Consider the following 14,950-nt stretch of genomic DNA (forward strand, 5'->3'; position numbering starts at 1 on the left):
CAGATGCGTCCGCGCGCAAGCAGCGCGGATACGCAGCCACGCAACACACAGACAGGTAGGTCATGGCCGCTAACAACCGCCGCATGTCCGGCAAGAAGGGCGCGCAGATCGGCAGCGGCGGAAAGCGGCGCCGGGCCCTGGAGGGCAAGGGGCCCACGCCGCCCGCCGAGATGCGCAAGGGACACGTCAAGCAGCGCGCCGCCAACGCCAAGGCGCGCCGCACCACCGGCAAGCCGGCGCCGCGCGGCCGGGGCGGCAAGTCGGCGTCCGAGCTGGTCGTCGGCCGCAACCCCGTCTACGAGGCGCTGCGCGAGGGCGTGCCCGCCACCACGCTGTACGTCCAGCAGTTCATCGACAACGACGAGCGCGTCCGCGAGGCCCTCCAGCTCGCCGCCGAGCGCGGCGACATCCACCTGATGGAGGCCCCGCGCCCCGAGCTGGACCGGATGACGAACGGCCTCAACCACCAGGGCCTGGTGCTCCAGGTGCCGCCGTACGAGTACGCGCACCCCGAGGACCTGGTCGCGGCCGCCCACGACGACGGCGAGGACCCGCTGATCGTCGCCCTGGACGGCGTCACCGACCCGCGCAACCTCGGCGCGGTCGTCCGCTCCGTCTCCGCCTTCGGCGGGCACGGCGTCGTGGTGCCCGAGCGCCGGGCCGCCGGGATGACGGCGGGAGCCTGGAAGACGTCGGCGGGCACCGCCGCGCGCACGCCGGTCGCGCGCGCCACCAACCTCACGCGCGCCCTGGAGGCGTACAAGAAGGCGGGCATCGCCGTGGTCGGCCTCGCCGCCGACGGCGAGCACGAGATCGGTGACCTGCAGGCCCTGGAGGGCCCGGTCGTCATCGTCGTGGGCAGCGAGGGCAAGGGCCTGTCCCGGCTCGTCGGCGAGACCTGCGACTTCCGGGTGCGCATCCCGATGCCCGGCGGCGCGGAGTCGCTGAACGCCGGTGTGGCCGCGGGTGTCGTGCTGTACGAGGCGGCGCGCCGACGCCAGTGAGGGCGGGCGGGGCGGGGGCGGCCGAGCCGTCCGTGCCCCGCCGGATCACGGCTGCTTGACGGGGTCCGGACATTTGCCGTGGGTCAAGGCAGTGTCCAAACCACACATCACTCGGTTAGATGAGTGTGGACACCAGAACACCCCGCACACCCACGGGGGGACGCTCGTCAGGGTTCGACGACACTCCCGCGCTGAGCATGGTGAAGGTGCCCTGCGACCCGGCGCAGGTCATCGTCAATCACGCGAGCTTCCGCGTGCAGCTCCGGACCTCCGGGCGGACCCAATCGCCGCGTATCGCACGCGACTTGAACACCACGGACGACACCGTGCGGATCCCCGCCGCCGGGGCCGCGCCGGCCCGCAGGCGCGCGCCCGTCGTGTGGAGCGGCAAGTCCGCGCCGGGCGACCTCGACGCGAGCGGACTGCTTCAGGCCGTTCGTGCGAGCGGTGTGCGCCGTTCGGCCGAAGGGGGCGGCCGCGACACCTTCGACGACGGCGGCTCCACCCAGGTCATCCCGCGCGTCGACCTCGACGATCCGTATGCCGACCCGGCCGAGACCGCGGCCTTCACCCCGCCCCGCGACCCGGCCGAGACCGCCGCCTTCACGCCGCCCCGCGACCCCGGCGACGGCACCAGGCTGCTCCCGCAGATGCGGCTGCCCGGCAGCGCCGACGACGAGCACCGCGAGGCCGAGGCCGCGCGCTACGACGACGACGGCTACGACCGGGACGGCGGACACGACGGGGAAGCAGCCACCGGGCGGCGCGGCAACTCCGGCACGGCGGCCGCCCAGCGGCACGCCTACTTCCCCGGCCGCCGCCTGAACCTGGGCGTCGTGCTGCTCCCGCTGCGCGTCTTCCTCGGCTTCATCTCCATCTACGCGGGCATGGGCAAGCTCTGCGACCCCGTCTACTTCGACGGCGGCGAGCGCGGCTCCATGGTGAAGTGGCTGAACTCGCTGCACCCGTGGGCGCTCGCCGAGCCGCTGCGGGACTGGGCGCTCCAGCACCCCGTGGGCGCCGGTCTCGTCATCGCCTTCCTGCAGGTCATCGTCGGTGTGCTGACCGTGCTCGGCCTCTGGCAGCGGCTCGCCGCCTCCATCGGGGTGCTGCTCTCGGCGGCGCTCCTGGTGACGGTGAGCTGGAAGACCGTCCCGGCGTACGACGCGCCCGACATCATCTACCTGGCTGCCTGGTCCCCGCTGATCATCGCGGGCGCGCCCGTCTACTCGGTCGACGGCCGCCTCGCCAACGAGGCCTGGCGCACGCTCGGGCCGCGCGCGGAGCTGTGGGAGCTGCGGCGCCGGGTGCTGCGGCGTGGCGCGCTCATCGGGACCGTCGTCGTCGGCCTCACGCTGCTCGTCGGCTCGCTGCTCGGCGGCGCCGTGCGGGACGCGGACCGCGTCACCGTGCCCGGCCCCGGTGAGGCCCCGCGCAACGAACTGCCCGGCTCCCCGCTGCCGGAGAACTCCGACGGCGAACGCAAGCTGCGCCGCGACAAGCAGAGCCCGTCGGCGACCGCCGACGGCGCGCCCACGCAGGGCAGTTCGGCCAGCCCCACCCGGGGCGCCGAGGGCACCCCGGGCGCGGCCCCCGAGACCGGCGGCGCGAGCCAGGGCCGGCCGACCGCCACGCAGGGCACCGGTGGCCAGGCGCCGTCGTCGCAGCAGCAGGCGCCCACGCAGGATGAGCCGCCCGCGGCCACCAGCGGCCCGGCGGCCACCACCGGCGGCACGGGCGGCGCCAACACCGGCACCGGCGGCACCACGGGCGGCGGCTCCGGCGGCTCCACCGGCGGTGGCGGCACCACGGGCGGCGGCGCGAAGCCGGGCCTGCTCGGCGGTGTCCTCGGCTGAGGCGCCCGCCTCCGGTACGTCCCCGATACGTCGATGGGGCCCCGCACACAGCACGTGTGCGGGGCCCCATCGACGTTCCCTCGACGTCCCATCGACGTTCGCGCGACGAACTCAGGGCGCGGTCAGGGCTTCTGGGCCGCCAGCTCCTTGGCCGCCTCGGTGAGGTCCTTGGCGGTGTCGATGGCGCGCCAGTACGCGCCCTGCGGCAGCGGGAAACCGGCCAGGCGCTTCTCCCGGGCCAGGCGCGGGAACGTGGTGCGCTCGTGGTCGCCGCGGTCGGGCAGCAGGCCGGTGAAGGCCGCCGAGAAGACGTACACGCCCGCGTTGATGAGGTACGGCGACGGCGGGGCCTCGATGAAGTCCGTGATGTGGCCGAACTGGTCCGTCTCCACGACGCCCCAGGGGATGCGGGGGCGGGCCAGGGCGAGAGTGGCGGTGGCGTCGCGCTCGGCGTGGAAGGCCGCCATGTCGCGCAGCGAGAAGCGGGTCCAGATGTCGCCGTTGGTCGCGTACCAGGGCCGGTCGGCGTGCGGCAGGTGCGCGGCGGCGTACTTGAGGCCGCCGCCGCGGCCGAGCGGCTCCTTCTCGACGACCGTGGTGACCTTCAGCGGCAGGTCCGCGGACTCCAGCCACTCCTGGAGCACCTCGGCGAGGTGGCCGCAGGAGACGACCGCGTCCGTGACGCCCTCGGCGGCGAGCCAGGCCAGCTGGTGGCCGATGATCGGGGTCCCCGTGCCGGGGATCTCGACCATGGGCTTGGGCCGGTCGTCGGTGTACGGGCGAAGGCGTGAGCCCTGGCCGCCGGCCAGGACGACGGCCTGCGTGGGCCGTGCGGGGTGGTGGGCACCGGTGGTCATGACGGAACCCTACGCGGCGTACCGCGCAGGGCTCTGTGCCGCCTCGGCCCCTGAGAGGCCCCTACCGGCCCTTATCGGGGCCGTGCGGGGCCGCCACGGGGGCGCTCAGCCGTTCTGGTGCGCGGCGACGCCCGTGGCGAAGGACGTGTCGCAGACCGGGCGCGCGAAGGACTGGGCGCGGCTCGGGCCGTACGCCCGGACGGCGGCGCGGCCGAGTGCGCGGGCGATGGACACGCAGTGCTTGGCGAGCGAGGGGTGCCGGTCGACCTCCTGCTGAAGCTGCGTGAGGGCGACGCCGGGGTTCTTCTCCTGGAGTTCGAGGAGGAGCCGGTGGCGCAGGACGTCCTGCGGGGCACGGGACTTGGCCGGTACGGACAGGTCGCCCGCCGAGGCGGTGAGGACCGAGTCCGAGGAACTGCCGGACCAGTTGACCCGGGTGACCGCGAGCGTGCCGGACAGCACCAGGACGACGGGCAGGACGAGGGCGAGCGTGCGCCCGATGCGGCGGCCGGGGCCGCGGTGGCCCCGGCGCGACTTCTGGGTGTGGTTGGCGGAGTGCGTCACGCGAGTGAGAGTAGCGGTAGGTGATGATTTGGCGACATTTAGTCACCCGGTCGAGCTACGGGGGCAGGTGTCTTTCTGCTCGCGCGTTGACGCACAAGGATCGAAATGACCGTTGTGCCGGGGTATTTGTCGACAACCCCTGACGGGGGCGGGGGCGGGGGGTGTGCGGCGTACGGCGGCCGGGTACGGCGAACGGCCGCCGCCGCGCGGCGCGGGACCGCCGGGCACGGCGAAGGGCCCCGCACTCCGGTGCGGGGCCCTTCGCCGAGTGGCTGGCAGTCAGTCGCTGAGCCGCTCGCCCGTCGACGTCGAGAAGACGTGGGTCTCGCCCGGGCGGGGCACGACGTGCAACTGGGCGCCCTTTTCCGGCACCTGGCGGCCGTTCACGCGGACCACGAGGTCCTTCGGCTCGCCGCCGACCTCGGCGGTGCCGTAGACGTACCCGTCGGCGCCGAGCTCCTCGACGACGTTCACGGACACGGCGAGGCCGGCCGGGGCGTCCGCGGACTCCTTGGAGAGGGTCTTCGCGGCGCCGCCGTTCTGCTCGACGATGTCGAAGTGCTCCGGGCGGACGCCGACGGTGACCGTGCGGTCGCCCTTGTCGGCGGCGGCGGACAGCGCCTCGCGGTTCACCGGGACCACGGAGTTGCCGAACTTCACGCCGCCGTCGGTGATCGGGACCTCGACGAGGTTCATCGCCGGGGAGCCGATGAAGCCCGCGACGAAGAGGTTCGCCGGGCGGTCGTACATGTTGCGCGGCGAGTCCACCTGCTGGAGCAGGCCGTCCTTGAGCACGGCGACCCGGTCGCCCATCGTCATGGCCTCGACCTGGTCGTGCGTGACGTACACCGTGGTGATGCCGAGGCGGCGCTGGAGCGAGGCGATCTGCGTACGCGTCGACACACGGAGCTTGGCGTCGAGGTTGGACAGCGGCTCGTCCATGAGGAAGACCTGCGGCTCGCGGACGATGGCGCGGCCCATCGCGACGCGCTGGCGCTGACCGCCGGAGAGGGCCTTGGGCTTGCGGTCCAGGTACTCCGTGAGGTCGAGGATCTTCGCGGCCTCCTCGACCTTCTGCCGGATGGTGGCCTTGTCGACGCCCGCGATCTTCAGGGCGAAGCCCATGTTCGCGGCGACCGACATGTGCGGGTACAGCGCGTAGTTCTGGAACACCATGGCGATGTCCCGGTCCTTCGGCGGCAGGTGCGTGACGTCGCGCTCACCGATGCGGATGGCGCCGGCGTTCACGTCCTCGAGGCCCGCGAGCATGCGCAGGGACGTGGACTTGCCGCAGCCGGACGGGCCGACCAGGACGAGGAACTCGCCGTCCTCGATCTCGATCTCGAGAGAGTCGACGGCGGGCTTGGTGGAACCCGGGTAGATCCGGGTCGCCTTGTCGAACGAAACAGTGGCCATGGTGAGGGCCCCCTTCACCGGCAGGAACGTGCCGGACGATCCGAGTAAAGGATGGGTCTAGTCCACGTGGGTGAACTGTCCGTGACCGTACCCCGCAGGTCGTTGGTCTGTCAGTAGCCGGAAGGTCACGACCTTCGCGGAAATTTTCGAGAGGACCCCCGGCCGTGTCGGACCCGTTGGTTACACTGCACGGGCACGTCACTGCACTGCCTCCTTAGCTCAGCTGGTCAGAGCGCCGCTCTTGTAAAGCGAAGGTCGTCGGTTCGAATCCGACAGGGGGCTCCGGCATGCGAAGGCCCAGGCCACCGAAGAGGTGACCTGGGCCTTCGCGCGTTCCGGGACCGCCCGTCGCCCGCTAGCGGGCCACGGTCCCGGTCGGCTTGCTCGTCGCCGAGCCGTCGCGGTGGCCGGTGCGGTGGGCCGTCACCTTGACCGTGATCTTCTTGCCGCGCTGGGCGGACTTCACGGACAGCGAGGACTTGGTCGCGCCGCTGATCGCCGTCCCGTTCGCGTACCACTGGTAGGAGTACGAGCCCGGGGCGGGCGACCAGGTGCCCTGCGCGGCCTTGAGGACCTTGCCGACGCGGGCGGTGCCGGTGATCGACGGGGCCTTCGTGGCCTTGGGCGCGGCGCCCTTGGCGACCGTGACCGCCGAGGAGGTCGCGGTGGCGTCCGGGCGTCCCGCCTTGCGCGCGGTGACGGTGACGGTGAGCTTCTTGCCCAGGTGCGCGGCCGGGATCTTGTACGTCGACGCCGTGGCGCCCGCGATGGCCGTGCCGTTCGCCTTCCACTGGTAGGCGTACGAGGAGGGGGCGCCCGTCCAGGTCCCGGTGGTCGCGGTGAGCTTGGAGCCGACGGCGGGGGTGCCCGTCACCTTGGGGGCGGTGGTGTTGCGCGGCTCCGGTTCGGTGACGGTGAAGGTGCCGCTGGAGAACTCCGTGCCGCCGGTGTGGACGCTCACGCTCCAGGTCCCTGCGGGGACGTCCGTCAGGTCGAGCGTCGCCTTCAGGGTGCGGTGGTCGGCCGACACCGAGGTCGTCTTCGCGGTGAGCTTCTTGCCCGGCTGGGAGAGGCGGACCGTGAAGTCGGGGTGGAGGGCGGTGCCCGTCACCGTGAGCGTGTGCTTGGTGCCGCCGGCCGCCGTCTTGGGGGTCACGTCGGTGACGGTGACCTTCTCACCGCCGCAGGGACCGCGCGTGCACTTCATCGTGGCGCGGTACGAGGTGCTCGACGCCTTCTCCGGGAGGCCGAGGAGGAGGACGGAGGGCTTGCGCGGCGTCGAGGACGATTCCGTCACGCCGCAGTCGTAACCCTCGCCGTCGTCGCCCGAGAACCAGCTGCAGCCGTTCTTCCACTCGCTGTTGTAGAGCGCGGGGACGGCCGTGTGCGTGGCTCCGGTGGTGTCGGTGATCTCGGACTCGAAGTGGTCGCCGCCGGCGGTGGGCAGGACCGCGCACACCGCGGTGCGGGACTCGTCGAGCTTGCCGGTGACCGGGCCGTACCCGTACGCCACGGACGGGACCTTGGCGCACTCGGGCGCGGGGCCGTCGGCCGTCGCGACGCGCAGGGCGTCGAGGCGGTACTCAGGCGCCGCCTTGCGGCTCGTCGGCACCTGGACGAGGACCTGGTGGGTGCTGCCGCCGGTGACGGCGCAGGCGCGGTTGCGGTCGGAGCACTCCGGCCCGCCGTCGCCGCCGAGGACGCTGATGTTGGCGGTGCCCAGGGCGTCCCGGACATCGACGTGCAGGACGTCCGTCGCCTCAGGGGTGGTGACCTGGTGGCAGCGCAGGGAGCCGGGGGCGCCGTACGCGCCCTTCACGGAGGGGCCGCCGACCTTGGTGGCGGGGGTCTTCGCGCAGCCCGCGGACGAGGCCGTCGACGTCACGTCGCGGCGCGTGAGGGTGTAGTCGGCGGCCTGGTCGCGGCCGGTGACCAGGACGGTGTGGGCCTTGCCCGGCGTGAGGTCGCAGACGGTCCAGCCGTTGGTGGTGGCGTAGACGTCGCAGACGCGCTTGCCCGTGGAGTCGAGGACGGAGAACCCGGCGCGGACGTCGCCGGAGGTGTTGACGAGCTGCAGCACCTCGGCCGACGTGTGGTCGTCCGCCGGGATCGTCAGGCAGCGCGAGAACGTGCCGTCGCCCGTGGCGAACGCGGCCTCGGCGCCGTCGGCCGCGAAGCTGCCCGCGGGCAGGACGGGGCAGTCGCCCGCCGCGTCCGTGCGGTGCACGGCGACCGCGTACGGGCCGGTGCGGGGGCTGCCGTCCGCGTGGACGAGCGCGCGGTAGGGCGCGTCGCCGCTGAGCGCGCAGTTGCCCGCGGCGAGCTTCTCCGCGTCGCACTGCTCGGTTCCGGCGCTGTCGACGACCTCCACGTCGGCGTCGACCCCGGAGCCGCCGAGCGGGGTGAGGGCCGCGACCCTGGCGCCCTTGGGCGCGGTGAGCCGCAGGCAGTCGTACTGTCCGGCCGTGCTCAACTCGCCCCGGTGCAGGCCGGGTTCCGTCGTCACGCAGCCGCTGTCGGAGGCCCGGTCGAGGACAACCATGTCGCTCGGGGTGGAGCGGAAGGGGGACTCCTTGTCGAGGACGGCCGTGTAGGTGCCCGCGGAGGGCAGTCGGCAGGGCTCGTCGGAGCCGCGGCAGAGGGTCTTGCCGGAGCGGTCGTACACGCGGACGGGGACGCGGTCGGTGCCGTCCTCCTTGGCGACGGAGTCGACCAGATACCTGCCCGCCTTGTCCGTGGTGACGGTGGAGCAGGGCGTCGTGGTGAAGTCCCGTGCGGTCAGCGGGCCGTACGGCCGGACCGGGACGGACGGGCACCCCTGGGGGTCGTTGAGCCGCCGCGCGTCGACCGCGTACTGGGCGGGGAAGCCGCCCTCCACCTCGGTGACGTGGGACAGGACGCGGTAGGGGCCCTTGCCGGGCAGGACGCAGCTGTCCTCGCCGTCCTCGGGGTCGCGTGGACAGATCCGGGCGCCGGTGCTGTCGGTGATCCAGGCGAGGGTGTCGCCGTAGACCTTGGTGCCGTGGGTGAGCCGGACGCGGTCACCGGGTTCGGCGTCGAAGGGCTGGCAGTCGACCTGCACACGACCGGAGGACTTCCGGGAGACGGCCGGCTGGTCCCAGCCGGTGCCGACGGACGCGGCACAGCCGCGGGTACCGCCCAGCGGCACGACGGTGAGGGCCGTCTTCGCGTCCTCGAAGCCGTCGTTGACGACCTGCACGGTGTAGGCGCCCGCCGCGGGCAGGTCGCAGACGCGGTCGGAGCAGTCGATCCTGGTGTCACCGCGGTACACCTGGCGGTACGCCTCGTTGCCGCTGGCGTCGAGCGGGATCTGGTGGAGACCGGCCTCGGTCGCGGTGAAGGTGAAGCAGGCCGTCCCGTCGGGCGCGACCACCGCCTTGCCGACCGCGTCGCCCGGGTCGCCGAACGGGGCGAGGGCCAGCGGCGCGCACTCCGGCTCGGCGGCCCGCGCGGTCGCCGTCGGCAGCACCGCGGGGACGCACAGGGACAACAGGGCGGTCAGGGCGAGCAGCAGGGCGAAGGGCACCGCGGGTCGCGCCGTGGCGGAGTCGGGTCTCGCGGCGGGAACGGGTCTCGCGGAGGTGTGTGGTCGTGGCATGAAAGCCCCCCCCCGGGCTGAACGAACAAGAACGAGTGATCGTGACACAAGGGTGTGACGGCCACCCCGGGGGGAGGGGGAGAAGAGGGGCCCGCTGACCTCAGTGGCGCCCGGCCACCCGCTCCGCCAGTCGGGCAAGGCGGGACGAGGCCGCGCTGTGGGAGCTGTCCTCGCGGCGGTCCGCGGCCCGGAACGTGGCGTACATCCCGTGCACCCCCAGCCACCGCAGCGGCTCCGGCTCCCACTTGCGGACGCGGTGGTTCACCCAGGGCAGGGCGGTCAGGTCGGTGGGGCCCGCCTGGCCCGAGTCGCTCTGGACGAGGTCGCGGAGGGTGCGGGCGGCGAGGTTGGCGGTGGCCACGCCGGAGCCCACGTAGCCGCCCGCCCAGCCGAGGCCGGTGGCGCGGTCCAGGGTGACGGTGGCGCACCAGTCGCGGGGTACGCCGAGGACGCCCGACCAGGCGTGGTCGATGCGGACGCCGGTGAGCTGGGGGAAGAAGCGGACCAGGATCTCGCGCAGGGCGTCGACGGTGGCGGGCTGCGTACGGCCGTCGTTGTCCGTCCTTGAACCGAAGTGGTACGGCACGCCTCGGCCGCCGAGGGCGATGCGGTCGTCGGCGGTCCGCTGCGCGTACATGTACGCGTGCGCCATGTCGCCGAGCGTCTCGCGGCCCTCCCAGCCGATGGTCTCCCAGACGTCGGCGGGCAGCGGGGCGGTGGCGATCATCGAGGAGTTCATCGGCAGCCAGGTGCGCCGCTGGCCCTTGAGCGACGCGGTGAAGCCCTCCGTGCAGCGCAGGACGTAGGGCGCACGGACCGTGCCGTACGGGGTGACCGCGTGCTTCGGCTTGATCTCCGTGACCGGCGTCGACTCGTGGATGGTGACGCCGAGCGCCTCGACGGCCGCCGCGAGGCCCTTCACCAGCTTCACCGGGTGCAGCCGGGCGCCGTGTGGCGTCCAGGACGAGCCGACGGCCCCCGAGACCCGGATCCGCTCGGCGGTCTCGCGGGCGCCGTGCAGCGCCCGGTCGTTCTCCCCGTACGCGAGTTCCGCCTCGTGGAAGGCGCGCAGCCGGGCCAGTTGGGCGGGTGTGTACGCGACTTCGAGGACGCCGCCGTGGTGGACGTCGGCGTCGATCTTCTCCTCGGCGGCGACGCGGATCACCTCGTCGACGGTGGCGTTCATGGCCTGCTGGAGGCGGACGGCGGCGTCGTGGCCGTGCAGGCGGGCGTAGCGGTCGCGGCCCGCGATGCCGTTGTAGAGCCAGCCGCCGTTGCGGCCCGAGGCGCCGTAGCCGCAGAACCGCTGCTCCAGGACCGTGACGCGCAGGAAGGGCGCGGCCTTCTTCAGGTAGTACGCCGTCCACAGTCCCGTGTAGCCGCCGCCGACCACGCACACGTCGGCCGTGGCGTCGCCGGTGAGGGGTTCGCGGGCCGTGGGCAGGCCGTCGTCCGCGTACCAGAAGGAGATGCCGCCGTTCACGGTGTTCGTGCTGCTCATGGGGCGGGACGTTACTGCTCGTATGGGCCGCTGGGCAGGGGTCGGATAGATTTTCGGGCCACTGGTTCTGACGTTTTGGGAGGGCTGTTCATGGCCGTACGGGCCGTACGCAAGGCCGGGCGCGTGGCCGCCTCGGTGACCGCCGTCGCGCTGCTCGGTGCCGCCGTCACCGCGTGCGACTCCGACGACGGCGGGGACGACTGGATGGGGGTGGGCAAGAAGTCGCCGTCCGCATCGGCCTCTTCGTCGGCTTCGGCTTCGGACGGCGAGTCGTCGGCGGGGCCGTCCGACGGGGCTTCTGACGGGCCGTCCTCCTCCTCGTCGCAGGAGGTCGTCCCGGAGGCCAAGGTTCCGCCCGTCTCCGTCGAGCGGCTCGCCAAGGTGCCCACCGCCGTGAAGGGCGGCGTGATCATCGTCGGCAAGCCCGGCGCCAAGCACACCGTCAAGGTGTACGAGGACCCGCGCTGCCCGTTCTGCAAGAAGTTCGAGGAGGGCGGCGCGCAGGCCCTCGTGGGGCCGCTGGCCGACGGTGACGTGAAGGTCGAGTACACGATCGCCTCCTTCCTCGACCGGAACCTGGGCGGCAGCGGCTCGGTGAACGCCGCGAACGCCCTGCGGGCCGCCGTCGAGGCGGGCAAGTTCCCGCAGTTCCACTCCGCCGTCTTCGTCAACCAGCCCGAGGAGAGCGAGGACGCGTTCACGCCCGCCTTCCTCCTGAAGATCGCCGACAAGGTGGGCCTGCGCGACGCCGCCTTCACGAAGGCGGTCACCAACGGCACGTACAAGAGCTGGGTCGGCACCGCGATGAGCGCCTTCACGGAGGACGGGGTCACGGGGACGCCGACGGTCGTCGTGGACGGCGAGAAGGCGGCGAGTGACGCGCTGTACACCGAGGCGGGGTTCGGGAAGGTGCTGAAGGACGCGGGGATTTCTTGAGGCGAGTGAGGCATGTGAGGCACGTGAGGCGCCCGGGGCCGGAATGCGGTGCGTTCTGTGTCCGGAATAAATCGCATGTGGTGATTCCGGTGCGTCGGTAATGTCGCCCGCGTGATCGATATCAAGGTCCCTGACGAGCTGATCGAGTCGCAGTACGAGTACGCGGGCGAGGCGGGCCGTGCCTTTATCGCCGCTCTGCCCGCACGGGTCGCGGAGTTCGTCGACCGCTGGGAGCTGAAGGTCGTCGGCGAGTCCATGTACGGCATGGCGGCGCTCGTGCTGCCCGTGCTCCGGGCCGACGGCAGCGACGCCGTGGTGAAGTTCCAGGTCCTCGACGAGGAGACGGAGGGCGAGCCGGTCGCGCTGCGCGTGTGGAACGGCGACGGCGCGGTGCGGCTGCTCGACTACGACGACGCGACCGGCACCATGCTGCTGGAACGCGCCCGCGACGGCCAGGAGCTCTCGGAGTACGCCGAGACCGGCCCCGCCGAGACCCGCAAGGCCGTCGTCATCCTCGCCGAACTCCTCGCCCGCCTCACCGCCGTGCCCGCCCCGCCCGGCATGCGCACCCTCGGCGACATCGCGGGCCAGATGCTGGAGGACACCCCGGCCGCGCTGAAGGCCATCCGCGACCCGGGCGAGCGGGCCCTGATCGCGCGCTGCGCGGACGCCGTGCGCGAGGTCGTGGGCGAGCCCGGCGACCGGATGCTGCACTGGGACCTGCACTTCGACAACGTCCTCGCCTCCGACCGCGAGCCGTGGCTCGCCATCGACCCCAAGCCGCTCGCCGGTGACCCCGGGTTCGACCTGTGGCCCGCCCTCGACAACCTCTTCGAGGCGGACGAGGTGTGCTGGCGGTTCGACGCCATGACGGAGATCCTCGGCCTGGACCGGGAGCGGGCCAGGGCGTGGACGATGGGGCGGGTGCTGCAGAACGCGCTCTGGGACATCGAGGACGGGCGGCCGCTGCCGGCGGATCATCTGGAGGTGGCTCGGCGACTGTTGGGGCGCTGAGGTCGGTGGTCCTCGGCCGCGGGCCTTTCGGTACGGATCGGTCGGCGGCTCGTCAGCTCCCTGCGCTCCCTGGACTCCCCGCACTTCTCGGGTGGCGGAAACGCGGTTGACCCCGCGCCGCGGCCTGTGGCTTGCTGCGCGCATGATTCGTACCGCCACGCCCGATGACATCCCGCTCATCCACACCCTCGTCCGTGAGCTCGCCGAGTACGAGAAGGAGCCGCACGAGGCGCGCGCCACCGAGGAACAGCTGCGCGAGGCGCTGTTCGGCGAGCGGCCCGCCGCGTACGCGCACATCGCTGTGGACGACGCGACGGGGCAGCCCGTCGGCTTCTCCCTGTGGTTCCTGAACTTCTCCACGTGGCGCGGGGTGCACGGCATCTACCTGGAGGACCTGTTCGTGCGCCCCGAGGCGCGCGGCGGCGGCCACGGGAAGGCGCTGCTGCGGGAGCTGGCCCGGATCTGCGTCGAGCGGGGGTACGGACGACTTGAGTGGTCCGTTCTGAATTGGAATGCGCCGTCGATCGCGTTCTACGAGGCGATGGGGGCGCGGCCGCAGGACGAGTGGACGGTGTATCGGCTGACGGACGGTGCGTTGACCGCACTCGGTTCGTAGCGTGCGGTTTCCGGAAGGTCCGGCTCTTGGAGCCCGGCCTTCCGGAACCCGGCCGACTGTTAGAACTCGTCCGCTGTGTGCGGGAGGTGGGCCGTGCGAAGAGCCGCGTCCAGGGCGGCCGCCGAGCCCGGGGTGTGCTCCGTGGCCAGGCCCGCACGGACGGCCGCCGTGATCCGCGTGCCGCCCAGGTAGGCGGCGCCCAGGTCGCGGACCTCCACGCTGAGGTCGGCGGGGGCGTTGGTGGGCTCGTACGTGGCCTTGTACGTCTCCGTGCCCGTGCCCTCGTACGTGGCTTCCTGCGGCGACACCGTCAGGCGGAAGCGGCCGTCGTTCGCCGGGACTTGGGTGTCCGTGACCTCCAGGACGAGGGCGGCGGGCGCGGCCCAGTCGCGGGCGAGGAGCGCGGCGCGCACGTCGACCAGCCGCAGCCACAGGGCAGGGAAGTGACCCGTCACCCGGACCTGGTCGCGGTCCGCGGCGAACAGGAGCAGGGGGTCGTCCACGGGGCGGCCCCAGGCGCGGATCACGCCCGTGAGGTCGATGTTCGCGAGGTAGCGCCAGAGGGTGGCGGCGGCCTGCGGGGTGTCGGCCTCCAGCTCGTCGAGGCGGATCAGGCCGGGGGCGTCGTCGCGGGTCTTGGTGCGGTAGACGGCGTAGCCCTTGATGGCTTCGGGGGTGGGGGATTGGGGGGTGCCCGGCTGCGGGGCGGGGGGCTGTGCGCCGTCGGTCTGCGGGGCGGTGGTCCGCGTGGCGTCGGCCTGCGTGGCGTCGGCCTGCGTGGCGTCGGGCCGGGCGCCGAGCACCACCACCCGCGGCGGCGACAGCTCGTCGTCCTCCTCGTCCTCCGTGACCAGCCACTCCTCGCTCCACCACGCCTCACTGCGGGCGATGCGGCCGCCGCGGTCGGCGCGGGTGCGGTCGTAGTACGCGCCGAGCAGGGCCGGGGCGTCCGCCGGGTCGACGAGGCGCAGGGGGCCGTCGTCCGGGCTGACGCGCAGGGCCAGCGGGCGCTCGGAGTTGATCTCGACGGTGTTGCCGTGGGTGGCCGGGCCGAAGCCGAACCGGCCGTAGATCGCGTCCTCGGAGGCCCAGAGCGCGGCCACCGGGCGGCCCTCCTCCTGGCACATCTCGTACAGCTTCGCGATCATCCCGGAGAGCACGCCGCGACGGCGGTGCGTCGGCGCCACGGAGACGAACGTCAGGCCGGGGCAGGGGAGTTCGCCGCCCGGCACCGACACCGTGAACCGGAACGCGGCCATCAGTCCGACCAGGGCGTCCCCGTCGTACGCGCCGATGCGGTCGCAGCCGAGCAGCAGGTCGTGGTGGTGTTTGCGCTTCTCCTCCTCCGGCGTGTCATGGAAGACGAGGTACGCCAGGTCGAGGGCGCGGTCGATGTCGGTCTCGGGGAGGGGGCGGATGGTGAGGGGGGTGGTGGGGTGGGGTGCGGGGGTGGGGGTGGCGGAGGTGTGGGCGGCGGGGCGTGCGGAGTCCATATAACGGACGGTAGTTCCCGTTTGTCGTACGAGCACCTTGTTTTCGCCACCGGGTGGGGGTGGGGGTGGGGCCC

General features: G+C 72.9%; 11 protein-coding genes and 1 tRNA gene. 6 read left to right on the plus strand and 6 right to left on the minus strand.

The features are described from left to right. The first annotated feature begins 62 nt into the window (after window positions 1–62). Both rlmB and ACZ6AA_RS18875 read left to right on the plus strand, forming a co-directional pair. Window positions 63–1,004 (plus strand): 23S rRNA (guanosine(2251)-2'-O)-methyltransferase RlmB, encoded by a 942-nt coding sequence (rlmB, locus tag ACZ6AA_RS18870; protein WP_468457480.1) that lies wholly within the window; start codon window positions 63–65, stop codon window positions 1,002–1,004. A gap of 119 nt (window positions 1,005–1,123) precedes the next feature. After that, a complete protein-coding gene (locus ACZ6AA_RS18875) occupies window positions 1,124–2,860 on the plus strand; it encodes a DoxX family protein (protein WP_468481243.1) in 1,737 nt (578 codons plus the stop codon). Between the two features lie 122 nt (window positions 2,861–2,982). On the opposite strand, the gene ACZ6AA_RS18880 is transcribed toward ACZ6AA_RS18875, so the two are convergent. The 3 genes from ACZ6AA_RS18880 to ACZ6AA_RS18890 all read right to left on the minus strand — a co-directional run bounded on the left by ACZ6AA_RS18880 (window position 2,983) and on the right by ACZ6AA_RS18890 (window position 5,697). Next, window positions 2,983–3,717 carry a nucleotidyltransferase family protein gene (locus ACZ6AA_RS18880; RefSeq protein WP_468457476.1) on the minus strand — a complete coding sequence of 245 codons (735 nt, stop codon included), beginning with the start codon at window positions 3,715–3,717 and terminating at the stop codon, window positions 2,983–2,985. Window positions 3,718–3,822: 105 nt separating this feature from the next. Further along, a complete protein-coding gene (locus ACZ6AA_RS18885; protein WP_468457474.1) occupies window positions 3,823–4,281 on the minus strand; it encodes a hypothetical protein in 459 nt (152 codons plus the stop codon). A gap of 279 nt (window positions 4,282–4,560) precedes the next feature. After that, the gene (locus ACZ6AA_RS18890) at window positions 4,561–5,697 is read right to left on the minus strand and encodes an ABC transporter ATP-binding protein (RefSeq protein ID WP_468457472.1); all 1,137 of its coding nucleotides are present in this window, start codon (window positions 5,695–5,697) and stop codon (window positions 4,561–4,563) included. A 208-nt stretch (window positions 5,698–5,905) separates the two neighbouring features. On the opposite strand from ACZ6AA_RS18890, the gene ACZ6AA_RS18895 reads away from it, so the two are divergent. Then, window positions 5,906–5,979 (plus strand) — tRNA-Thr (locus ACZ6AA_RS18895). A 73-nt stretch (window positions 5,980–6,052) separates the two neighbouring features. Here the strand turns inward: ACZ6AA_RS18895 and ACZ6AA_RS18900 are convergent. After that, window positions 6,053–9,316 (minus strand): Tat pathway signal protein, encoded by a 3,264-nt coding sequence (locus ACZ6AA_RS18900; protein WP_471459009.1) that lies wholly within the window; start codon window positions 9,314–9,316, stop codon window positions 6,053–6,055. A 100-nt stretch (window positions 9,317–9,416) separates the two neighbouring features. Next, on the minus strand, window positions 9,417–10,817 hold the full coding sequence (locus ACZ6AA_RS18905; protein ID WP_468457469.1) for an NAD(P)/FAD-dependent oxidoreductase: 1,401 nt from the start codon (window positions 10,815–10,817) through the stop codon (window positions 9,417–9,419). Window positions 10,818–10,907: 90 nt separating this feature from the next. On the opposite strand from ACZ6AA_RS18905, the gene ACZ6AA_RS18910 reads away from it, so the two are divergent. The 3 genes from ACZ6AA_RS18910 to ACZ6AA_RS18920 all read left to right on the plus strand — a co-directional run bounded on the left by ACZ6AA_RS18910 (window position 10,908) and on the right by ACZ6AA_RS18920 (window position 13,383). Then, a complete protein-coding gene (locus ACZ6AA_RS18910) occupies window positions 10,908–11,753 on the plus strand; it encodes a DsbA family protein (RefSeq protein WP_471459011.1) in 846 nt (281 codons plus the stop codon). A 111-nt stretch (window positions 11,754–11,864) separates the two neighbouring features. Next, window positions 11,865–12,767 (plus strand): aminoglycoside phosphotransferase family protein, encoded by a 903-nt coding sequence (locus tag ACZ6AA_RS18915; RefSeq protein WP_468457465.1) that lies wholly within the window; start codon window positions 11,865–11,867, stop codon window positions 12,765–12,767. Between the two features lie 142 nt (window positions 12,768–12,909). Beyond that, on the plus strand, window positions 12,910–13,383 hold the full coding sequence (locus ACZ6AA_RS18920; protein ID WP_468457463.1) for a GNAT family N-acetyltransferase: 474 nt from the start codon (window positions 12,910–12,912) through the stop codon (window positions 13,381–13,383). Between the two features lie 59 nt (window positions 13,384–13,442). On the opposite strand, the gene ACZ6AA_RS18925 is transcribed toward ACZ6AA_RS18920, so the two are convergent. Further along, window positions 13,443–14,876 carry a GNAT family N-acetyltransferase gene (locus ACZ6AA_RS18925; RefSeq protein ID WP_468457461.1) on the minus strand — a complete coding sequence of 478 codons (1,434 nt, stop codon included), beginning with the start codon at window positions 14,874–14,876 and terminating at the stop codon, window positions 13,443–13,445. Between the last annotated feature and the right edge of the window lie 74 nt (window positions 14,877–14,950).

This window comes from Streptomyces sp. NPDC040610 (assembly GCF_055594065.1).

Excerpts from the sequence above, each read along its gene's own strand:
- rlmB (WP_468457480.1), top strand. The coding sequence starts at position 63 with ATGGCCGCTAACAACCGCCGCATGTCCGGCAAGAAGGGCGCGCAGATC.
- ACZ6AA_RS18875 (WP_468481243.1), top strand. The coding sequence starts at position 1,124 with ATGAGTGTGGACACCAGAACACCCCGCACACCCACGGGGGGACGCTCG.
- ACZ6AA_RS18880 (WP_468457476.1), bottom strand. The coding sequence starts at position 3,717 with ATGACCACCGGTGCCCACCACCCCGCACGGCCCACGCAGGCCGTCGTC.
- ACZ6AA_RS18890 (WP_468457472.1), bottom strand. The coding sequence starts at position 5,697 with ATGGCCACTGTTTCGTTCGACAAGGCGACCCGGATCTACCCGGGTTCC.
- ACZ6AA_RS18900 (WP_471459009.1), bottom strand. The coding sequence starts at position 9,316 with ATGCCACGACCACACACCTCCGCGAGACCCGTTCCCGCCGCGAGACCC.
- ACZ6AA_RS18905 (WP_468457469.1), bottom strand. The coding sequence starts at position 10,817 with ATGAGCAGCACGAACACCGTGAACGGCGGCATCTCCTTCTGGTACGCG.
- ACZ6AA_RS18910 (WP_471459011.1), top strand. The coding sequence starts at position 10,908 with ATGGCCGTACGGGCCGTACGCAAGGCCGGGCGCGTGGCCGCCTCGGTG.
- ACZ6AA_RS18920 (WP_468457463.1), top strand. The coding sequence starts at position 12,910 with ATGATTCGTACCGCCACGCCCGATGACATCCCGCTCATCCACACCCTC.
- ACZ6AA_RS18925 (WP_468457461.1), bottom strand. The coding sequence starts at position 14,876 with ATGGACTCCGCACGCCCCGCCGCCCACACCTCCGCCACCCCCACCCCC.